The organism is Streptomyces sp. HUAS 15-9 (assembly GCF_025642155.1).
Classification (GTDB): domain Bacteria; phylum Actinomycetota; class Actinomycetes; order Streptomycetales; family Streptomycetaceae; genus Streptomyces.
The window spans coordinates 277795-298014 of sequence record NZ_CP106798.1; the positions used below are offsets into that span (position 1 = coordinate 277795).

Genomic DNA, 20220 nt, shown 5'->3' on the forward strand with positions numbered 1-20220 from the left:
TTCCCTCACCCGAGGGAGCGTGGAGGTCTCCGGAGGAGAAAGGACCCAGATGACCGACGGCCCTGTGGCAGCAGGCACCCGGCGGGCCCTGGTGGTCGACGACGAGGTGGAGCTGGGCCGCCTGGTCGGCGACTACCTGTCCCGGGAGGGGTTCGCCGTGGACGTCGTACGCACCGGTGCGGACGCCCTGGCGTCGGCCCGGTCCGCGGAACCCGACGTCGTGGTGCTCGACCTGATGATGCCGGGCATCGACGGGGTGGAGGTGTGCCGGCAACTGCGCACCTTCACCGGCGCATACGTGATCATGCTGACCGCCCGCGCGGACGAGGTCGACAAGCTCGTGGGCTTGTCCGTGGGCGCCGACGACTACGTGACCAAGCCTTTCAGCCCCAGGGAACTGGTCGCCCGGGTCAGGGCGATGCTGCGCCGGCCGCGGGGCGGGCAGCCGATGCCGGGGCAGGAGCCGGTACGCCGCTTCGGCGACCTGACCGTCGATCCGGACGCGCGGGAGGTCACCCTCGCCGGCCGTCCGGTGGAGTTGACCCGGCTGGAGTTCGACCTGCTGGAGGCACTGTCGTCCCGCCCGCGTCTGGCGTTCGGCCGACGGCAGCTGATCGAGCGGGTCTGGGGACCGGAGTGGGGCGGTGACGAGCACATCGTGGACGTCCACGTCGCGCGACTGCGGCGCAAGCTCGGAGACGACCCGGCCGTCTCACGCTTCGTGCTCACCGTGCGCGGGGTGGGCTACCGGATGGGCACGGGCTGATGACCTGGCGCCCCGGCCTCATGGCGCGGCTGGTGATGGCTCAGTCGCTCGTGGTGCTTGTCGGCCTGGCCACTCTTTCCGCCGTGGCCTTCGTCGTCGGCCCACCATTGCTCAGGCGCCACCTGCGCAGCGCGATGGGGGCGGTGTCTCCCCACGTGTCCCGGCATCTGGAGGATGCGTTCCTGGCCGCGGGCAGTATCGCTCTCGGCATCGCCATCGCGGCGTTCCTGGCCGCTGCCGTCGCCGCTGCCGTACTCATCACACGACGGCTGTCCCGTCCCCTCCATGATCTGGCCGACGCGGCTGACCGCGTCACGGCCGGCGACTACACCGCGCGCCTTGGACCGACGCTCCTCGGCCCGGAGTACGAGACTCTCACCAGCGCCTTCAACACCATGGCCGACGCCCTGGAGAACACCGAACGCACCCGGCGGCGACTGCTCGGCGATGTCGCCCACGAACTACGCACCCCACTCGCGACCATCGAGGCGTACGTGGAGGGCCTCGCCGACGGGGTACGCATCCTCGACGCACACACCCTGGATGTTCTCGGCGCGCAGACCACCAGGCTGCACCGGCTGGTCGAGGACATCTCGCTGGTCTCCCGTGCCGAGGAACACCGACTCGGCCTGATGCGGGACACCCTCCCGGTGGCCCGGCCGGCCAACGCGGCCGCGGCCGCGGTCGGCCCCGGCTTCCAGGCCAAGGGCGTGGACCTGCGCGTCACGGTCGCCCCCGGCACACCGCCGGTCGACGCGGACCGGGACCGGCTGGTCCAGGTGCTGGTGAACGTGCTGACCAACGCCCTGCGCCACACCCCGGCGGGCGGGAAAGTCACCCTCGCAGCCGAGCCCTCCGACCGAGGCGTCGTGATCAGCGTCGCCGACACCGGTGAAGGCATCGCTCCGGAACACCTGCCACACGTCTTTGAACGCTTCTACCGGGCCGACACGGCCCGCGACCGGGAGCACGGCGGCTCGGGCATCGGACTGGCCATCGCCCGTGCCCTCGTCCACGCACACGGCGGCACCATCACCGCGAGCAGCGACGGACCGGGCAGGGGTGCCGTGTTCCGTATCGGCCTTCCAGCAGCGAGCGATCGCCCGGACCTTCAGGGAAGCAACGTCGAAGCTTGACGGAATCGTCATGATCCGCCGGAACCATCGGAGCTCATGGGAGGAACACGCGACGAGCGAACGATGGTCGCCTCGGGCCCCTCCCAGCAGTTGTCCGTCCCTGGCCGGGATCGATGAACACACCCATGAGAGGTCAGCCCGTGAGGAAATCACGTGTCCTTCTGACTGCGGCAGCCGTCGGCCTGTCCGCCACCACCGTGCTCCTGGTACTCCCGGAGCAGTCGCAGAAGCCCGGCCGGTCACCATCGGCCGAACTGGCTGCCGCGCACCGGGGCATGGTGACCGGAACCGTTTGGGTGGCCAACGAGAAGGGGGCCAGTCTGACCGCGATCGATGCCTCGACGAACCGGGTGACCGCCACGGTGAAGGGAATCGCCGGTCCCCACAACGTGCAGGCCGCAGCGGACGGTCGCACTGTATGGGCGGTCAGCGAACCGGCGAACCTGGTGGTGAAGCTGGACGGCTCCCGCTACTCGCTCCTCGGGACGGCCACGACCGGCGACATGCCCGCCCACGTCGTCCTCGGCACGAACGGCAAAAACGCCTATGTGACCAACGCCGGAGACGGCTCGGTCTCCGTCTTCGACGCCACGTCGCTGTCCCGCGCGGGAGGGATCACCGTGGACAAGGGCCCGCACGGGATGCGGCCCAGTCCCGACGGGCGGTGGGTGTACACCGCGAACATGGGCGCCGGCACCGTCAGCGTGCTCGACACCGCCAAGGACCGCCAGGTGGCGAGCATCCCGGTGGGAGCCGCCCCGGTACAGGTTGCCTTCCAACCGGACGGCCGGTACGCCTACGTCACCCTCGGAGGCGAGAATGCGGTCGCGAAGATCGATGTCGCCAAGCGCACGGTCGTGGCGAAGATTCCCTCCGGCCCGCACCCGGCCCAGATCTACGCGAGCCCTGACGGCCGCCATCTCCTGGTGGCCAATCAGGGTACCGAGGCGCAACCGGGCAAGACGGTCTCGATCATCGACACGGCGACGTTCACCGTGGTGGCCAGGCCGACCGTGGGCAAGGGCCCGCACGGCATCACCGTCGACGCGACAAGCAGGCACGCCTTCATCACCAACGTCTACGAAGACGACGTAGCCGTGCTGGACCTCGCCGAGCGCAAGGTGGTCGCCCGCGTTCCGGTCGGTGACGCCCCCAACGGCATCTCCTTCACCTCGCAGGCCCCGGTCGTACCCGAAAACCCGGAGACCACGGTGTCCCTGCCTCGGACAGCCATGTCGGAGGGTGAGTCGTCCCACGAGGGCATGGACCACAACCACTGAGGCCACCCGGCCGGTGAGTGGGCCCTTCCTGATCTCGGCTCAGGAAGCCGGGGGGCGCCCCGCGAACTCCGCGTCGCGCCCCATCAAGTCGCGGGCAGTCAGGGCCGGCTCGGGCCGGTGGGGTGGTCGTGCTTGTGCAGCGGGTCCTCGCCGCGGTCGGCGCGGTGCTGATCGTGGCTGGCGTGCGTGTCCTGGCCGTGCATGCCGCGCATCATGAAGAACATCATCAGCGGGCAGGCAGCGACGAGGGCGAGCCAGACCAGGGATTCCAGCGAGGCGCCGAGGATCAGGGCTCCGACGACGATCGCGGCGGCGAGCGCGTACATGCCGTAGTTGCGCTTGTTCATGACCTGCCTCCTTCACCGGAGAACGCGGGCCGCGACGGGTGCGGCCAGGGAGTTTCAGGGTTTGGTGAGGGGCCCGGCGTGCAGTGCGTTCAGGCGACGCCGGTAGTCGTCCTCGTCGATCTCCCCGCGGGCCAGCCGCTCACGGAGGATGTCCTCCGGCGAGGGCGTGGCCGTGATGTGCGTGTGCTCCTGGGGCCGGGTGAGGGCGCGGAAGAGCAGCACGGCGATGGTGATGATCAGCGCCCAGAACAGGACCATGCCGATCGACATCGCGAACCAGCCCCAGCCGCTGACATTGTGGTCGTACCAGAACATCATCGCTGTTCACCTGCTTCGGCTTTGTTCCGTGGCCGGATGCGGAGGGGCATCCAGCGGCCTTTGCCTTCTCCTGCATCGTCCCGCTGCCGGGGATGGCGGTCTGGAGCCGGATGGTCCAGGAAGCACGGGCCATTGCGCCCCTACCAGGTAGGGGTAGCCGGGCGCAGGCTGGAGTAGGAACCAAGAGGGAGGCGAGCTGTCCATGGGTGCCCTCGAAATCGTCGTCGTCCTGGCCTCGGCCGTACTGATCGCCGCGCTGGGCTGGTACTTCTTCGGCCCGCGCCGGGCCGGTGCCGCCCGGCTGGAAGGCGGGGTGCAGCGGGTGGAAGTGACGGTACGGGGCGGCTACAGCCCCGACCTGATCAAGGTCCGCCAAGGCACGCCGGTCGAGCTGGTCTTCAACCGGCAGGAGGCCGGCGAGTGCACCTCCCGTGTGGTCTTCCCCGACTTGAAGATCGGCGCGGGCCTGCCCGCCCACACCCGCACCACAGTTCGGCTGAACCCCGACCGTCCAGGTTCCTTCGGCTTCGCCTGCGGCATGAACATGATCCACGGCACCCTGCTGGTCGAACCCTCGGAAGCCGGCTCCGCGCCGCCCGAGCCGGACGGCCATGGCGCCACGGCCACACCTCCTCCCGCGCCGCTTGCGGGAGGCGGGCCGCCGGCGGGTGAGGAGCGGACGGCGACGGAGGCGGAGGCCGCGGACGCCGCCGAGCGACAGGCGGAGATCAAGGACCTGACCCGTCGCGTGCTGGTGGGCGCGGTGCTCACCGCTCCGGTGCTGTTCGCGGTGATGGCGCACGAACTGTTCGGCGCCGACTGGGTGCCGGCCTGGATGCTGAACCACTGGCTGCAGCTGGCGCTGATCACGCCCGTGATGTTCTACACCGGCCGGCCGATCCATGTGACGGGCTGGCTGACCCTGCGCCACCGCGCCGCAGACATGAACTCGCTGATCACCCTGGGTACGAGTGCCGCCTATGGCTACAGCCTGCTGGTAACCCTTGCCCCCGGTCTGCTGCCCGAGGAGGTGCGGGAGGTCTACTTCGAGGCCGTCGGCGTGATCCTGACCCTCATCCTGCTCGGGCGGCTGCTGGAGGCCCGGGCGAAGGCCGGCACCGGCGAGGCCATCCGTGCCCTCCTGGGCCTGCAGGCCCGCACCGCTCGCGTCCTGCGGGACGGAACCGAGAGTGAGATCCCCGTCGAGGACGTGGGGGTCGGAGACGTGCTCGTCATCCGGCCCGGCGAGAAGATCCCCGTCGACGCCGAGGTCCTCTCCGGCTCCTCGGCGCTGGACGAGTCGATGGTCACCGGCGAGCCCATGCCCGTCACGAAGCGCGCCGGGGACACGGTCATCGGCGCCACCGTCAACGGCACGGGATCCCTGCGGGTGCGGGCGTCCAAGGTCGGCGCGGACACGATGCTCGCCCAGATCATCCGCCTGGTGCAGCAGGCCCAGGCGTCCAAGGCCCCCATCCAGCGGCTCGCGGACGCGGTGTCGGCGTACTTCGTGCCCGCGGTCATCGCCATCGCGATCGGCACCTTCGCCATCTGGTTCGCCCTGGGCCCTTCTCCCACGCTGACCCTGGCCCTGGTCTCCGCGGTCGCCGTGCTGATCATCGCCTGCCCGTGCGCGCTGGGCCTGGCCACGCCGCTGTCGGTGATGGTCGGCACCGGCAAAGGAGCCCAGGCCGGCATCCTGATCCGCTCCGCCGAAGCCCTGGAGACCGCGCACAAACTGGCCACCGTCGTGCTGGACAAGACCGGCACCGTCACCGCGGGCAAGCCCGTACTGGCCGACGTCCGCCCCAGCGACGGATTCGACGAGACACAGCTCCTGCGGCTGGTCGCGGCGGCCGAGGCCGACAGCGAGCACCCGCTCGCACAGGCCATCGTCACCGGCGTCCGCGACCGGGGTATTCGACCGCCCGCGGCGACGGGCTTCGACTCGGTCACCGGCAAGGGCGTCCAGGCCACCGTCGACGGACACGCCGTCCTGGTCGGCACCGCCCGGCTGCTGGGCGACGTCGGCATCGACACCACCGCGCTGGCCCCCGTGGCGGCCGCCCTCTCCGCCGAGGGCAAGACCCCTGTCCTCGCCGCGGTGGACGGACGGCCTGCCGGTGTGCTCGCCGTCGCCGACACCGTCAAGGACGACTCCGCCGCCGCCATCGCCGCCCTGCAACGTCTCGGCATCGACGTCGTCATGCTCACCGGCGACAACGCCCGCACCGCCGCCGCGATCGCCGCGCAGGTCGGCGTCACCCGGGTGCTCGCCGAAGTGCTGCCCGAGCACAAGGCCGACGAGATCCGCCGTCTGCAGGGCGAAGGCCGCACCGTCGGCATGGTCGGCGACGGCATCAACGACGCCCCCGCCCTGGCCGCCGCCGACGTCGGTCTGGCCATCGGCACCGGCACCGACGTGGCCATCGAGGCCGCCGACATCACCCTGATCTCGGGCTCGCTCGGCGGCGTTGTCACGGCGATCCGGCTGTCGCGGGCCACGATGCGCAACATCCGGCAGAACCTGTTCTTCGCCCTGGTCTACAACGCCGTCGGCGTCCCCCTCGCCGCCGGTGCCCTGTATCCGCTGTGGGGCATCCGGCTCAGCCCGATCATCGCCGCCGCGGCCATGGCACTCAGCTCGCTGTCGGTCGTCACCAACGCCTCCCGACTGCGCCGCTGGCACGCCCAACCGCTGTCCGACGCCCGGCCCACCCGCGTCCAGCCCCGTGTCGAGTCCGCTGCCGACCGAGCACCGACCAGCAGCACGGCCACCACGGCAGGCAACGGGCACCACCCCGCGTCTCGAGGCGGCACGGACAGCGTGGTGGCGGACCCTGTGTGCGGCATGCGGGTGGACAAGGCGACCGCCCCCGAGCGCCGGCGAACCGAGCACGCCACCTACTACTTCTGCTCCGCCCACTGCGCCGCCACCTTCGACGCCGCCCCCGACCGCTACTCCGCCCCCACGAGCGGCGACACGCACGAGGGAGGCGAACAACGATGACAACCTCGCCCGCAACCGCACGCGACCACCAGCATCAGGCACCCGGATACGCCGGCCACAAGGCCGACCACCTGGCCCGCCTGAACAAGATCGAAGGCCAGATACGCGGCATCTCCCGCATGGTCACCGACGACCGCTACTGCATCGACGTCCTCACCCAGATCACGGCCGCCAGCCGCGCACTGCAGGAAGTCGCCCTCGGCCTCCTCGACGACCACGTACGCGGCTGCGTCGACAACGCCGTCCGCACCGACCCCGACCAGGCCGAGCAGAAATTCACCGAACTCAACGACGCCCTGCGACGCGCACTACGTCTGTAGCCACCGCCGCGGCGGGCCCCCACTCCTGTCACCCCCGGTTGACCCTGTACCCCTCCGGGGTATATTGGCAGCGATCAGCCGTTCCTACTCCGAGCCTGGATGGAAGCCATGACGACAGCCGGCCACCGGCCAGACGGCGCTCGCAGCGCCGCGCTCCGGTGGACACGCGCTGCCGTCATCGCCCTGCTGGCGGCACTCGCGGTTCTCGTCCACCACGAAACGGCCGCCGCCCTCACCCACACGCCGCCCGCCGGGGCCATGGCGGGCATGCACCATACGGCCACGCCGGCGATGTCCGTCCACACCCATGGGCATGCCGGTCGATCCGGTGTCACCGTGCCGACCGAGAGCCACGGCGATGGCGGGGGATGCTCCGGCACGACGATGCAGCATTGCTCCGCCGCCGGGGTCGACAGCATGAAGCTCGTCCCGCCTCACCAGCCTTCCGTCGGCTGTGCCCCGGCACCGTGTGCCAGTGCAAGCGTCGGCCGGGACATCCCGGGAACGACAGGCCGGGCACCACCCGATCTCTCCGTCCTGTCTCGATTCCTGTTTTAGGCCGCGCCCGCGACTGCGCGCACTCGACCGTGCGCTCAGCCGCCCGCACGCGCGTCCGACAGAAGCGATATCGAGAACAAGGGACACCTCTGTGAACAGCATGAACCGCCGCTCCGTCCTGCTCGCCGGACTCGGCGTCGCGGGCGCGGGCGCGCTCGCCGCCTGCAGCGCCTCCAGTAGCACGCCTGCCCTCGTCAGTCCCTCCGGTGCGGACGTCGCCGCCGTCGACAAGAAGCGCACCAGGAGCGGCAGGACACACGAACCGACCCTGACCGCAGCACAGGCCATGGTCGACCTGGGCGCCGGGATCACGGCCAGGACCTGGGCCTTCGACGGCCGGATTCCGGGCAAGGAGCTGCGTGTCCAGGCCGGTGACACGCTGGCCGCCACGCTCTCCAACCAGTTGCCGAATCGGACCGCGACCTCCGTCCACTGGCACGGCATCGCCCTGCGCAACGACATGGACGGCGCACCGCCGGCCACCCAGAGTGCCGTCCGGGCGGGACACAACTTCACCTACCGGTTCACCGCGGACACCGCCGGTACCTACTTCTTCCACCCGCACGTCGGCGTCCAGCTCGACCGGGGCCTGTACGCGCCGTTGATCGTGGAGGACCCGAGGGAACCGCTGTCGTACGACGAGGAGTGGGTGATCGTCCTCGACGACTGGCTCGACGGCGTCACCGGCACCCCGGACGACGTCTTCGCCGAGCTGCGCCAGGGCATGGGCGGCATGGACATGGGCGATGGCATGGATATGAGCCGTGGCATGGACGGTATGCCCAGCTCTCCCTCCGCCGCGTCCTCCGGCGGACGCAGGGGCATGAAGTACATGTTGATGGGTGCTCAGAGCCCACTGCTCGGGGGCGACGCCGGCGACGTGAAGTACCCGTATCACCTGGTCGACGGACGCGTTCCGGCCGACCCGGCGGTCTTCCGCAGCAAGCCCGGCAGGCGTGTCCGGCTCCGTCTGATCAACGCCGGCAGCGACACCGCCTACCGCGTCGCTCTGGGCGGCCACAAGCTCGCCATCACCCACACCGACGGCTTCCCCGTCCGACACCGGCAGGTCGACGCCCTGCTGATCGGCATGGGCGAACGCTACGACGTCCTCGTCACCCTGGACGACGGTGTCTTCCCCCTGGTGGCGCTGGCCGAGGGCAAGAACGCCACCGGCATGGCCGTCGTCCGTACCGGCTCCGGCAGCACTCCCCCGGCGACCGTCCGCCCCACGGAACTGGACGGCATGCTCCTGGCCGCAGCGCAACTGCGCGCGGCGGACGACGTCGGGCTGGCGCCCAAGAAGGCCGATCGGGTCCACCGCATCGAGCTGACCGGCGGCATGATGACCTACAACTGGACCATCAACGGCCGACGCTTCGACATGAACAACCCGACCGCACATCCGATCACCGTGGAGCAGGGCCAGCGGGTCCGGCTCGACTTCGTCAACACCACCACCATGTGGCACCCGATGCACTTGCACGGCCACACCTACCAACTCGGCGGCAGCGGACCGCGCAAGGACACCACGATCGTGCTGCCGAGGAAGACGGTGTCGGTGTTCTTCGACGCCGACAACCCGGGGCAGTGGATGCTGCACTGCCACAACGCCTACCACGGCGAGGCGGGCATGATGGCTCTGATTGCCTACCAGTCCTGATCCATGTGCGATGCGCGCCCGGATGGGGTCGCACGGACGCCAAGCCCTGGTCACGCCTGGGCTGGGGCTGCCGTGCCCACATCCGGGTCACCGGTGCGGCCGTCTCGCTGTTCCTGCTGTACCCGCCGTCCGCGCGGCCGTATGTGCCACCTGTTCGGCCACCCGCATGTGCAGCAGGAGCAGGAGTGTGGCGAGGGCGGTCAGTGCGAGCTTTGCCAGCACCCAGTAGTGGCGGAACAGACCCCATGTGGTGCCCAGGGACTGGACAAGACCGGTCAGCAGCGCGGCGAAGGCCAGTGGGACGATCACGTACCAGCCGGTGACCTCCATGGCGAGATACGCGCCCCGCACCCGCTGGGCATCCTCGCCGGTGAGTCCGACGACGGCGAGGACGAGAAAGGCGGCGACCGAGCCGAGCCAGCCGACCGAGGACGTGACATGCGCGGTGAGCGCGAGTCTGCGGAGGGCAGGTGGCATGACCATCAGTGACCGCCGTGCATGCCGGACCCCATGACGCCGCTCAGGTGCAGGACGAGGAACACCACGACCGCGGCCAGTGCCACGGCGCCGGACACCTTCACCCAGCGCGGGGCAGCGGGGGGCGTTGCGCGGTCGGGTCCTGCGCTCGGGGTGGATTCGGACGGTGTGCCGGTCATGGGGGAGACTTCTCGTCCGTGCCGGGCACCCGACCTCTACTTAGGCAAGCCTTCCCTAAACAGTAGACCCGCCATCGAGATTCAGCCAGGCCTACGAGCCACACACGGTCCACAAGTGACCGCGTCGTGATGCCACCGAGATCTGACGCACAGAAACTTGATAGGTAAGGCTTACCTCATTTACTGTCCGCGCTGTGTTCGCCAACTACCTCATCGGTCTGCGTGAGGGACTCGAAGCGTCCCTCGTCGTGGGCATCCTGGTCGCCTACCTGGTCAAGAGCGGCCACCGTGACCGGCTCGTTCCCCTGTGGGCCGGCGTGCTGGCCGCCGTGACTCTCAGTCTCGCCTTCGGTGCCGTGCTCACCTTCTCCTCCTCCCAGATGTCCTTCGAGGCCCAGGAGGCTTTCGGCGGCAGCCTGTCGATCGTCGCGGTCGGCTTTGTCACCTGGATGGTCTTCTGGATGCGCCGCACTGCCCGGCACCTGAAGGCCGAGCTCCAGGGCAGGCTCGACGCCGCCCTCGCGATGGGCACCCTGGCCCTGGTCCTCACGTCGTTCATCGCGGTCGGCCGCGAGGGGCTCGAGACCGCCCTGTTCATCTGGACCGCCGTGCAGGCCACCGGCCAGAGCACCGCCCCGCTCCTCGGTGCCGGTCTCGGCCTGGTCAGCGCCATCGTCCTCGGCTACCTCTTCTACCGCGGCGCCGTGAAGATCAACCTCGCCAAATTCTTCACCTGGACCGGTGCCGCCCTGGTCGTCGTCGCTGCCGGGGTCTTCTCCTACGGTGTCCACGACCTCCAGGAGGCGGGCGTCCTGCCGGGCCTGAACGACATCGCCTTCGACGTCTCGAACGCCGTACCTCCCGACAGCTGGTACGGCACTCTCCTCAAGGGCACGGTCAACTTCAGCCCGGTCTCCACCTGGTACGAGGTCGCCGCCTGGCTCGCCTACATCCTCCCGGTCATGACCGTCTTCTTCCTCCCCGGCCGGAGCAACACCCCCGCCCCTGCCGGTGTTCCGGCCCACCGCTGACTCCCCCACGCAACACCCTTCCCCGCACCACTGCTCTCCAGAGGATCACCCATGCGCACATCCCGCACGCTCCCGGTTCTGGTCACCGCCGTCGTCGCCCTTCCCCTGCTGGCCGCCTGCGGCGGCAACGACTCCAGTGGCTCCGCGGGAGACAAGGTGGCCATCACCGCCACGGACACCACCTGCAAGGTCGCCAAGACCGAGCTGAAGGCCGGCAAGATCGCCTTCGCCGTCGCCAACAAGGGCGACAAGGCGACCGAGGTCTACGTCTACGGCGAACACGAGGGCGCCTACGACCGCGTCGTCAGCGAGGTGGAGAACATCGGTCCCGGCACCTCCCGCGACATGAAGGTCGAACTGGGCGGCGGCACGTACGAGATCGCCTGCAAGCCCGGCCAGAGCGGCGACGGCATCCACCAGAAGATCACCGTCGTGGGCGCCAAGTCGAACGCAGAGGCCGAAGAGGAGGCGTACGACCGCGAGGTCGAGGCCGAGGCCAAGGAGCACCGGTTCGAAGGACTCGACAAGTTCACCGCCAAGGCCGGCGAGAAGATCGAGTTCAAGCTGGAGAACCGGGGCGCGATGGAGCACGAGCTGAAGATCTTCGGCCCCGACGGCAAGGAGGTCGGCGAGGTCAGCCCGGTCGAGCCCGGCGCCACCGGCGAGGCCGTCATCACCCTGACCGAGCCCGGCACGTACACCTACAAGTGCGGCATCGGCGACCATGCGGACAGCGGCATGAAGGGCAGCTTCACCGTCAGTTGACGTCCTGCGCCGTAAGTCCGTTGGTTCTCAACGGACTTACGGCGGCAGTGCGTGTGAAGTCGTACACCGCCCAGTCGGTGAGTGTGCGATAGCCGAGGCGCTGGTAGAGGGCGTTACTGGTGGGGTTGGACAGGTCTGCGAACAGCACGACGTCCCTCGCGCCCGCGGCCAGCGCGGCCCGGCTCACCTCCGCCGTCACGGCGCCTGCGTAGCCGCGCCCACGCAGGTGAGCCGGGGTGTAGACGATGTCCACCTGGATCTGGCCGCCGATCACCGGGTTCATGCCCGCGATGGATACGGCAGTGCCGTCCGGAGTCTCCCAGAGCGTATAGCGCTTGTCGGCGAAGCGCGTGTCGGCCCACGAGGCGGCGTCCGTGGAGACCTCTTCCCCGACGGCCTTGGCGAACTCGCCGCACCAGAACCTGACTTGCTCAAGGTCCTGCTCGCCCAGTACACGCGCCCGGCCCGCCGGCAGCGGCTCCGGTGGGGTGAGCGTGCCGAGGCCGTACAGACGGAGCCGTGTGTCGCGGAGTCTCGGCGTCGCACCGGTGCGCCGCTGCCAGGCATCGGCGAAGGCGGTGGCCGTGCTGTGGTCCGCGCTGACGCAGGGAAGGGAGTGCCCGAGGGCGGCCAGCCGGGCGGCGAGGGAGTCGGCCTGCTCAGGCGTGAGCGGCGAGAGGCCGAAGCCACGGGGCGGGAGGCGGTAGAAGGTGGCGCGGGCCTCGCCCGCTCGCTCCAGCACGCCGAAGACGGGGGCTTCGGTGCCGAACGCCTCCGCCCCGCGCGCTCGCACTCTCTCGGCCCACGTCAGCTGCATGACGTGCGAGCCGGACCGCGAGCGCAGGAAGTCTCCGGCTCGGGCGAGGAAGTCGTCGACGTCGTCGGTGAGGTGCCAGTCGTCCGGTCGCATGCTTCATGATTCCCCGTGCTGCCGGTATGCCCCGTCGTTTTCCGCCAGGGCGAGGCCGCAGGACTTCCTCACCGTCATCCGGGACGGGGTCAGGGGGCCTTGGCGACGGTCAGCAGTGCTGCGGCGTCTTCGATGGCTTCGAGGCTGTGGCGGGCGGGTGGTACGAGGAGCAGGTCTCCGGCCATGCCCTCCCATGCCTGGCCGCCGCTGTGCAGCCGTACGCGCCCGCGCAGTACGAGGACGGTGGCCTCGCCGGGGTTCTCGTGTTCGGCCAGGGTGGTGCCGGCACGCAGGGCGATGAGGGTCTGGCGCAGGACGTGTTCGTGGCCGCCGTGGAGGGTCTCGGCACTGCGGCCGGTGGGGGATGCGGTGGCCCGTTCCAGGTGTTCGCGGGCGCGGGCGTCGAGGGAGAGTTTCTGCATGGGAACGAGTGTGCCGTTTCTGTGTCAGTAGCGGACACCGATGCGGCGCCAACGGCGTCCGCTCGTGCCCGGTTCCGCGGGATGCGTGGCGACGCGGGCGCGGTAGAGGACGAACGGCCGCCACAGGTACCACAGCGGGATGCTCCAGGCGTGGACCAGCCGGGTGAAGGGCCACACGGCGAGGATGGCCCAGGCGGCGGTGGCGTGGATCTGGTAGATGAGCGGGGCGTGTGAGATCGCGTCGACGTCGGGGTTGCCGACGAACAGGCCACGGAACCACAGGGCGACGCTCTGCCGGTAGTCGTAGCCGGCTCCCAGGAGGTTGACACCCATCGTTGGGATGATGCCCAGCACGATCACGATCGCCAGCAGGATCAGGGCGAGCCAGTCGACGGGGCTGGTGGTGGCCCGCACCCGGGGCACGGTGGTGCGGCGGAAGGCGAGGATCACCACGCCGAAGATGACCGCGAGCGCGGCGACGGTGCCGCCGATGGACGAGAACCAGCGGTAGGTGTCCTCCGGGATGCCCAGCCAGCGGGTGAACGATTCGGGGACGAGGATGCCCATCACATGTCCGGCGATGGCGGCGAAGGTGCCGTAGTGGAAGAGCGGGCCGCCCCATTTCAGCAGTGTGCGCTCCTGGAGCTGGGTGGAGCGGCTGGTCCAGCCGAACTGGTCGTAGCGCCAGCGCCAGACGTGGCCGACGACGAAGGTGGCAAGGGCGAGGTAGGGCAGGATGACCCACCACCACAGGTCCCAGGAGCTCATCGGCTCTCCTTGGCGCTCAGGAATGCTCTCGTGGTCGGGTAAGGGAGCGGCACCGGTCGCCCGGGCGCGGGGTGGGGGTCCAGTCCGGTGTGTTCCGGTGGCCCGAAGGGTTCCAGGCCGACGTGTTCGCCCGGTGGCCCCTCGGCGGCCAGCCTGCGCCAGGTGTCACGCTCACGGCGGGTCGGTTCGGGCAGTCGGCCGCAGAGCGTGTCGATGACGCCGGCGTACGGGGTGGAGTGCTCGTGGAGCGCCTGGCGGAGGAGTTCGAGGCCGGCCTGGCACTGCAGCAGGATGCGGTGGCCCGGTTCGGGGGCAACGGCGGCGAACTCCAGGATCAGCGGCAGGAAGTCGGGCAGCTCCGCCTCGGGCGGTTCATGGCCGGCCTGTCGGTAGGCGTGTTTGAGGGCGAGCAGGGCCATGCCGCGGGCACGGGTGTCACCGTGCCGGTAGTAGGTCAGGTGCAGGCTGCGACTGCGGGTGTGGTCGAAGGTCTCGACGTACCGCTGGGCGGCCTCGTTGGGGGGCAGGCACCGCAGGTGGTCGCAGACGGCGGCGAGCCGGGCACGGTCGGCCGCGTCGGCGAGGGAGGGCAGTACGGCGGCGACGTCGTCGAGGCAGGTGAGCACCGTCTCGTCGGGGTAGCGCAGCAGGACCGAGGTGATGCGGTGCACCAGGGGCGTGTCGGCCTCCGCCCGGCGGGCGCGGCGGGGGATCACCGGCCGCTCCCGTCGCTGCCGAAGAGGCCGGGGGCGGGGCCGTTGCCGTTCCAGCCGAGGAGGTTGAAGCGCACCTGTCCGTCGCTGTCGCGGAACTGGCTGCCGCCGCCCGACGGTGCCAGACCCGGCAGGGGTGGCGGAGCGGCGGTCCGCTGGTCCTCGTCGTGGGTGGCGAGGTCGGCCACGCCACCGGGGTAGTCCAGGGCGCAGTGCTGGGCCATCAACGCACCGCTGCCCTCCGCGTGCACCTTGGGGATGACGTACCGCTCGTCGTACTTGCCGATGGCGAGCAGCCGGTACAGGTCCTCGATGTCGGCGGCGCTCGCGCCCACCCGCTCCAGCAGTTCCTGCGGCGCCGGGTCGCCGAGCTGCTTGGCGCGCATATGGGCGCGCATGGTGGTCAGTTTGCGCAGCACTCCCTCGACGACGGCTGTGTCCCCGGCGGTGAAGAGGTTGGCCAGGTAGTCCATCGGGATGCGCAGCGCTTCGATGGCGGCGAAGATCCGGTCGGGGTCGTCGTCGTGGTAGCCGGTGGCGTGCACGGCGTCGGCCACCGGGGAGAGCGGCGGGACGTACCAGACCATGGGCATGGTGCGGTACTCCGGGTGCAGCGGGAGTGCCACCCGGTGCTGCTTGATCAGCGCGTACACGGGGGATCGCTGGGCGGCCCGGATCCAGTCGTGGGCGATGCCGTCGCGTTCGGCGGCCTCCTGCACCGCCGGGTCGTACGGGTCGAGGAAGACCGACAGCTGTGCCTCGTACAGGTCCTTGTCGTCCTTCACCGAGGCCGCCTCGAGGACGGCGTCGGCGTCGTACAGCATGACGCCGAGGCTGCGAAGCCTGCCCACGCAGGTCTCGGAGCAGATGGTGGGCTGTCCGGCCTCGATACGCGGGTAGCAGAAGGTGCACTTCTCGGCCTTGCCGGTGCGGTGGTTGAAGTACACCTTCTTGTACGGGCACCCCGACACGCAGAACCGCCAGCCGCGGCAGCGGTCCTGGTCGACCAGGACGATCCCGTCCTCCTCCCGCTTGTACATCGCCCCGGACGGGCAGGAGGCGACGCAGGACGGGTTGAGGCAGTGCTCGCAGATCCGCGGCAGGTAGAACATGAAGGTGTGCTCGAACTCCATCCGCACCCGCTCCGACAGACCCTTCAGGTTCGGGTCCGTGGTGGCGTACCCGGCGGCTCCGGCGAGGTCGTCGTCCCAGTTCGGGCCGTGTGCGGGCCGCATGTCCCGGCCGGTCAGCTGTGACTTGGGCTGGGCACTGGTGAAACTGTCGGACAGCGGCGCGGTGGTCAGGCTCTGGTAGTCGTACGTCCACGGCTCGTAGAAGTCGTCGAGTGAGGGCAGGTCGGGGTTGTAGAAGAGGCTGAGCAGTTTGCGCACCCGGCCGCCGGCCTTGAGCGTCAGCCTGCCCCGGCGGTCGAGGGTCCAGCCGCCCTTCCACTGCTCCTGGTCCTCGTAGCGGCGGGGGTAGCCGGCGCCGGGCTTGGTCTCGACGTTGTTGAACCAGACGTACTCGGATCCGGGCCGGTTGGTCCACGTCTGTTTGCAGGTGACCGAGCAGGTGTGGCAGCCGATGCACTTGTCGAGGTTCATGACCATCGCCACTTGCGCCATACAGCGTCCGATGGTGCCTGCGGCACGGGCCATCAGAACTCCACCTCCTGTGCGCGCCGCCGGATGACGGTGATCTCGTCCCGTTGGTTGCCGGTGGGGCCGATGTAGTTGAAGGCGTAGGAGAACTGGGCGTAGCCGCCGATCAGATGGGTGGGTTTGATCAGCAGGCGGGTGAGGGAGTTGTCGCCGCCGCCGTGCAGGCCGGAGGTCTCCGTCTTCGGCACGTTCAGGTGCCGGTCGATGGTGTGGTACATGTACACCGTTCCCTCGGGCATCCGGTGGCTGACCACTGCGCGGCAGGCGACCACGCCGTTGCGGTTGTACGCCTCGATCCAGTCGTTGTCGGCCACGCCGATCTTCTCCGCGTCCTTCGGGCTCATCCAGATCACCGGGCCGCCCCGGAAGAGGGTGAGCATGTGCAGGTTCTCCTGGTACTCGGAGTGGATCGACCACTTCGAGTGCGGGGTCAGGTAGCGCACCACGAGTTCCGGGCGGCCGTCCGGTGAGCGGGTCGGGTCGCCGAAGTGGGCGAGCATGTTCAACGGCGGCCGGTAGACGGGCAGTTGCTCGCCGAACTCGGTCATCCAGTCGTGGTCGAGGAAGAAGTGCTGGCGGCCGGTGAGGGTGTGCCAGGGCTTGAGGCGCTCGACGTTGACGGTGAACGGGGAGTAGCGGCGGCCGCCGGACTCGGTGCCGGACCACTCCGCCGAGGTGATCACCGCGCGGGGCTGGGTGCGGGTGTCCTCGAAGGTGATGCGGTCGCCGGAGCGTTCCTCGGCCAGATCCACCAGCTCCACGCCGGTGCGCTTCTCCAGCGCGCGCAGCGACTCGACGGCCAGACGGCCGTTGGTGGTGCCGGACAGGGCGAGGACCGCCTCGCAGAACTGGTCGTCGCGGGCGATCGAGGGACGCCCGTCGGCGACGCCGCCGCGCACGGTGCCGTTGTGGCGGCGCAGGTAGTCGATCTCCTCCTCCGGCTTCCAGGTCAGGCCCTTGGTGGTGGTGCCCAGGCGGTCCAGCAGCGGTCCCACGGCGGCCATCTTCTCGGCCACCTTGGTGTAGTCCCTTTCCACCACGATCAGTTTCGGCATGGTGCGGCCGGGTACCGGCTCGCACTCCCCGGCCTTCCAGTCCCGCACCCGCCCGTGCGGCTGCGCCATTTCGTCCGCCGTGTCGTGAGCGAGCGGGGCCGCGATGACGTCACGGCGCACCCCGAGGTGGGTTTCGGCCAGGCGGGAGAACTCGGCCGCGACGGTGTGGAAGATGTCGAAGTCGGTGCGGGTCTGCCAGGGCGGTGCGATGGCCGGGTTGAAGGCGTGCACGAAGGGGTGCATGTCGGTGGAGGACAGGTCGTATTTCTCGTACCAGGTCGCCGCGGGCAGTACGACGTCCGAGAACAGGCAGGTGCTGGTCATGCGGAAGTCGACCGCGACCGACAGGTCGAGCTTGCCGACCGGGGCCGGCTCCCGCCAGTTGACGTCCCTGGGCCGCAGTTCCGGCGGGGTCTCGGCGGCGGTCACCGCGTCGTCGGTGCCGAGCAGGTGTCGCAGCATGTACTCGTGGCCCTTCATCGACGACGCGAAGAGGTTCGCGCGCCAGATGAGCAGGACGCGGGGGAAGTTGGCGGGGTCGTCGGGGTCCTCGGCGGCAAACCTGAGCCGTCCGGCCTTCAGTTCGTCGACGACGTGGTCGGAGACCTCCTTGCCCGCCCGTTCGGCTTCGTCGCACACGTCGAGCGGGTTGCGGTCGAACGTCGGGTGGGAGGGCATCCAGCCCAGCCGGGCGGCCAGCGCGTTGCAGTCCGGCAGGGTGCGTCCCGCCAGCCGCCCCTGCCCGAGCGGGCTCGCCAGTGTGTCGGCGGGGAACGCCTCGTAGCGCCACTGGTCGGTGGCCAGCCAGAACAGCGGTGTGCCCACCATGTGCCGGGTGGGCCGCTGCCAGTCCAGGCCGAACGCGAGATGGGACCAGCCCGTCAGCGGGCGCACCTTCTCCTGGCCGACGTAGTGCGCCCAGCCGCCGCCGTTGACGCCCTGGCTGCCGGTCAGCATCACCAGGGAGAGGAAGGCCCGGTAGATCTGGTCGGAGTGGAACCAGTGGTTGGTGCCCGCCCCCATCGCGATCATCGAACGGCCGTCGGTGCGCTCGGCGTTGCGCGCGAACTCCCGCGCCACCCGGGCGGCGGCCTTCGCCGGCACCGAGGTGATCGTCTCCTGCCAGGCCGGGGTGTACGGGCTGTCCGCGTCGTCGTAACCGCTCGGCCACTCGCCCGGCAGACCCTCACGGGCCACCCCGTACTGGGCCAGCACCAGGTCGAACACGGTGGTCACGAGATGGCCTCCGACCCGGGTCGCCGGCACGCCGCGCCGTAGCACTCCCCCGGACTCCCCGGGGCCGGCGTCGAAGCGGGGCAGGTCGACCGCCACCGCCTCGCCGTCGGGGCGCCGGTGCAGGGACAACAGCGGGTCGATGCCGTCCAGCCGCAGGTTCCACCGCGGCTCCCGCGAGTCGTCCGGGGACGTCCACCGGAAGCCGAGCGATCCGTTGGGCACGGCGGGCCCGCCGGTACGGGCGTCCAGCAGCACGGTCTTGAACTCGGCCGCCTCCATGTCCGTGCCGGGCAGGTCGGCGGCGGTGAGGAACTTGTCCGGCACGTACCCGCCGCCGTCGCGCTCGCGCAGCCGCACCAGGAACGGCAGGTCGGTGTAGGTCTTCGCGTACTCGGTGAAGTACGGCACCTGCCGGTCGCGGTAGAACTCGGTCAGGATCACATGCCCCATGGCCATGGCCAGCGCGCCGTCCGTACCGGGAGCCGCCGCGAGCCAGTCGTCGGCGAACTTGGTGTGGTCGCCGTAGTCCGGTGAGACCACCACGACCTTCTGCCCCTTGTAGCGGGCCTCGGTCATGAAGTGCGCGTCCGGCGTGCGGGTGATCGGCAGATTCGTGCCCCACACGATCAGGTAGCCGGCATTCCACCAGTCGCCGGACTCCGGCACGTCCGTCTGGTCGCCGAACACCTGCGGTGAGGCCATCGGCAGGTCGGCGTACCAGTCGTAGAACGAGGAGATCGTCCCGCCGATCATCGACAGGTACCGGGTACCGGCCGCGTACGAGGCCATGGACATCGCCGGGATCGGGGAGAAACCCACGATGCGGTCGGGGCCGTACCGCTTGACCGTGTGCACCTGCGCCGCCGCCACCAGTTCGGTCACTTCCTGCCAGCCGCAGCGCACGAAGCCGCCCTTGCCACGCGCCCGCTTGTACGCGGCGCGCCGCTCGGGGTCCGAGGTCAGCCACTCCCACGCCTCCACCGGGTCGGGGTGCCGCGCCTTCGCCCGCCGCCACAGTTCCAGGAGCGGGCCGCGCACATACGGGCAGCGGATGCGGGTGGGCGAGTAGGTGTACCAGGAGAACGACGCACCGCGCGGGCAGCCCCGCGGCTCGTACTCCGGCGAGTCGGGGCCGACGGACGGATAGTCGGTGGCCTGGGTCTCCCAGGTGATCAGTCCGTCCTTGACGAACACCCGCCACGAGCACGATCCGGTGCAGTTGACCCCGTGTGTGGAGCGCACCTCCCGGTCGTGGCGCCACCGCTCGTGGTAGAACTCCTCCGCCTCCCGGCCGCCCTCGCGGTACAGCATCCGCCGGTCGGGTGACTGCGTACCGGGGAAGAAGTACTGCGCGGCACGCATCAGCCGTTCCGTCGCGGCATCGGTTCGGTCGGAGTTCACGCCATTCGCCTCCTCGGGGAGCGCTGTGCGTCCCGCATGCCCTGCGCGTTTCCCGGCCGTCGGGTGTCGTGACCACCATGCTTGTCGGCACCGGGGCAAACACACCGACACTCCGTCAGCCCGCGTGAAACCAACACCGATGGGACAGTCCCACATGGCCATGAGCAGCGGGCCGACGCCTGGGCCGCCCAAGGGGCGATACGA

18 protein-coding genes are annotated in these 20220 nt (G+C 70.0%); 8 read left to right on the forward strand and 10 right to left on the reverse strand.

Annotated elements, in window-relative coordinates; translation table 11 throughout:
- The first annotated feature begins 49 nt into the window (after positions 1–49).
- The 3 genes from N8I87_RS01095 (at position 50) to N8I87_RS01105 (ending at position 3182) form a co-directional block, all read left to right on the forward strand.
- Entirely contained in the window at positions 50–766 is a 717-nt protein-coding gene (locus N8I87_RS01095) for a response regulator (protein ID WP_263204789.1), read from the forward strand.
- Positions 766–1902, forward strand: a complete 1137-nt coding sequence (locus tag N8I87_RS01100) for a sensor histidine kinase (protein WP_263204790.1) — start codon at positions 766–768, stop codon at positions 1900–1902. Before N8I87_RS01095 ends, N8I87_RS01100 begins: the two co-directional genes overlap by 1 nt.
- Before the next feature lie 140 nt (positions 1903–2042).
- The gene (locus N8I87_RS01105; RefSeq protein ID WP_263204791.1) at positions 2043–3182 is read left to right on the forward strand and encodes a YVTN family beta-propeller repeat protein; all 1140 of its coding nucleotides are present in this window, start codon (positions 2043–2045) and stop codon (positions 3180–3182) included.
- 98 nt (positions 3183–3280) lie between these two features.
- Here N8I87_RS01105 and N8I87_RS01110 read toward each other — a convergent pair whose 3' ends face one another.
- Together N8I87_RS01110 and N8I87_RS01115 are read right to left on the reverse strand one after the other, a co-directional pair.
- Positions 3281–3529, reverse strand: coding sequence for a DUF2933 domain-containing protein (locus tag N8I87_RS01110; protein ID WP_263204792.1), 249 nt, complete (start codon positions 3527–3529; stop codon positions 3281–3283).
- Between the two features lie 54 nt (positions 3530–3583).
- Positions 3584–3847 carry an SHOCT domain-containing protein gene (locus N8I87_RS01115; protein ID WP_263204793.1) on the reverse strand — a complete coding sequence of 88 codons (264 nt, stop codon included), beginning with the start codon at positions 3845–3847 and terminating at the stop codon, positions 3584–3586.
- A 202-nt stretch (positions 3848–4049) separates the two neighbouring features.
- Between N8I87_RS01115 and N8I87_RS01120 the strand changes: the two genes are divergently transcribed.
- The 3 genes from N8I87_RS01120 to N8I87_RS01130 all read left to right on the forward strand — a co-directional run bounded on the left by N8I87_RS01120 (position 4050) and on the right by N8I87_RS01130 (position 9398).
- Entirely contained in the window at positions 4050–6857 is a 2808-nt protein-coding gene (locus N8I87_RS01120) for a heavy metal translocating P-type ATPase (RefSeq protein ID WP_263204795.1), read from the forward strand.
- A complete protein-coding gene (locus tag N8I87_RS01125; RefSeq protein ID WP_263204796.1) occupies positions 6854–7177 on the forward strand; it encodes a metal-sensitive transcriptional regulator in 324 nt (107 codons plus the stop codon). Before N8I87_RS01120 ends, N8I87_RS01125 begins: the two co-directional genes overlap by 4 nt.
- A 649-nt stretch (positions 7178–7826) precedes the next feature.
- Positions 7827–9398 carry a multicopper oxidase family protein gene (locus N8I87_RS01130; RefSeq protein ID WP_263204797.1) on the forward strand — a complete coding sequence of 524 codons (1572 nt, stop codon included), beginning with the start codon at positions 7827–7829 and terminating at the stop codon, positions 9396–9398.
- 87 nt (positions 9399–9485) lie between these two features.
- On the opposite strand, the gene N8I87_RS01135 is transcribed toward N8I87_RS01130, so the two are convergent.
- Entirely contained in the window at positions 9486–9875 is a 390-nt protein-coding gene (locus tag N8I87_RS01135) for a hypothetical protein (RefSeq protein ID WP_263204798.1), read from the reverse strand.
- Between the two features lie 5 nt (positions 9876–9880).
- Complete coding sequence (locus tag N8I87_RS01140; protein WP_263204799.1) at positions 9881–10054, reverse strand: hypothetical protein; 174 nt, start codon at positions 10052–10054, stop codon at positions 9881–9883.
- Between the two features lie 194 nt (positions 10055–10248).
- Between N8I87_RS01140 and efeU the strand changes: the two genes are divergently transcribed.
- Both efeU and N8I87_RS01150 read left to right on the forward strand, forming a co-directional pair.
- Entirely contained in the window at positions 10249–11085 is an 837-nt protein-coding gene (efeU, locus tag N8I87_RS01145) for an iron uptake transporter permease EfeU (RefSeq protein ID WP_263204800.1), read from the forward strand.
- A gap of 51 nt (positions 11086–11136) precedes the next feature.
- Positions 11137–11850: a cupredoxin domain-containing protein gene (locus tag N8I87_RS01150; RefSeq protein ID WP_263204801.1), complete on the forward strand. Its 714-nt coding sequence runs from the start codon at positions 11137–11139 to the stop codon at positions 11848–11850.
- Here N8I87_RS01150 and N8I87_RS01155 read toward each other — a convergent pair.
- The 6 genes from N8I87_RS01155 to N8I87_RS01180 form a co-directional block, all read right to left on the reverse strand.
- Entirely contained in the window at positions 11843–12760 is a 918-nt protein-coding gene (locus N8I87_RS01155; protein WP_263204802.1) for a GNAT family N-acetyltransferase, read from the reverse strand. The genes N8I87_RS01150 and N8I87_RS01155 overlap by 8 nt on opposite strands.
- A gap of 89 nt (positions 12761–12849) precedes the next feature.
- Positions 12850–13182: a cupin domain-containing protein gene (locus N8I87_RS01160; RefSeq protein WP_263204803.1), complete on the reverse strand. Its 333-nt coding sequence runs from the start codon at positions 13180–13182 to the stop codon at positions 12850–12852.
- 24 nt (positions 13183–13206) lie between these two features.
- On the reverse strand, positions 13207–13950 hold the full coding sequence (gene narI / locus N8I87_RS01165; RefSeq protein ID WP_263204804.1) for a respiratory nitrate reductase subunit gamma: 744 nt from the start codon (positions 13948–13950) through the stop codon (positions 13207–13209).
- Positions 13947–14666 carry a nitrate reductase molybdenum cofactor assembly chaperone gene (narJ, locus tag N8I87_RS01170; protein ID WP_263204805.1) on the reverse strand — a complete coding sequence of 240 codons (720 nt, stop codon included), beginning with the start codon at positions 14664–14666 and terminating at the stop codon, positions 13947–13949. The genes narI and narJ overlap by 4 nt, the downstream gene beginning before the upstream one ends.
- A complete protein-coding gene (narH, locus tag N8I87_RS01175) occupies positions 14663–16321 on the reverse strand; it encodes a nitrate reductase subunit beta (protein WP_263204806.1) in 1659 nt (552 codons plus the stop codon). Before narH ends, narJ begins: the two co-directional genes overlap by 4 nt.
- Positions 16321–19977, reverse strand: coding sequence for a nitrate reductase subunit alpha (locus N8I87_RS01180; RefSeq protein WP_263216255.1), 3657 nt, complete (start codon positions 19975–19977; stop codon positions 16321–16323). The genes narH and N8I87_RS01180 overlap by 1 nt, the downstream gene beginning before the upstream one ends.
- Positions 19978–20220 lie beyond the last annotated feature (243 nt).

What these genes read in the sequence shown, in the direction of transcription:
- N8I87_RS01155 (WP_263204802.1), bottom strand. Translation starts at nt 12,760, where the DNA reads ATGCGACCGGACGACTGGCACCTCACCGACGACGTCGACGACTTCCTC.
- N8I87_RS01135 (WP_263204798.1), bottom strand. Translation starts at nt 9,875, where the DNA reads ATGCCACCTGCCCTCCGCAGACTCGCGCTCACCGCGCATGTCACGTCC.
- N8I87_RS01125 (WP_263204796.1), top strand. Translation starts at nt 6,854, where the DNA reads ATGACAACCTCGCCCGCAACCGCACGCGACCACCAGCATCAGGCACCC.
- narH (WP_263204806.1), bottom strand. Translation starts at nt 16,321, where the DNA reads ATGGCCCGTGCCGCAGGCACCATCGGACGCTGTATGGCGCAAGTGGCG.
- N8I87_RS01140 (WP_263204799.1), bottom strand. Translation starts at nt 10,054, where the DNA reads ATGACCGGCACACCGTCCGAATCCACCCCGAGCGCAGGACCCGACCGC.
- N8I87_RS01100 (WP_263204790.1), top strand. Translation starts at nt 766, where the DNA reads ATGACCTGGCGCCCCGGCCTCATGGCGCGGCTGGTGATGGCTCAGTCG.
- N8I87_RS01095 (WP_263204789.1), top strand. Translation starts at nt 50, where the DNA reads ATGACCGACGGCCCTGTGGCAGCAGGCACCCGGCGGGCCCTGGTGGTC.
- N8I87_RS01160 (WP_263204803.1), bottom strand. Translation starts at nt 13,182, where the DNA reads ATGCAGAAACTCTCCCTCGACGCCCGCGCCCGCGAACACCTGGAACGG.
- N8I87_RS01110 (WP_263204792.1), bottom strand. Translation starts at nt 3,529, where the DNA reads ATGAACAAGCGCAACTACGGCATGTACGCGCTCGCCGCCGCGATCGTC.
- N8I87_RS01115 (WP_263204793.1), bottom strand. Translation starts at nt 3,847, where the DNA reads ATGATGTTCTGGTACGACCACAATGTCAGCGGCTGGGGCTGGTTCGCG.
- N8I87_RS01150 (WP_263204801.1), top strand. Translation starts at nt 11,137, where the DNA reads ATGCGCACATCCCGCACGCTCCCGGTTCTGGTCACCGCCGTCGTCGCC.
- N8I87_RS01180 (WP_263216255.1), bottom strand. Translation starts at nt 19,977, where the DNA reads ATGCGTGCCGCGCAGTACTTCTTCCCCGGTACGCAGTCACCCGACCGG.
- narI (WP_263204804.1), bottom strand. Translation starts at nt 13,950, where the DNA reads ATGAGCTCCTGGGACCTGTGGTGGTGGGTCATCCTGCCCTACCTCGCC.
- N8I87_RS01120 (WP_263204795.1), top strand. Translation starts at nt 4,050, where the DNA reads ATGGGTGCCCTCGAAATCGTCGTCGTCCTGGCCTCGGCCGTACTGATC.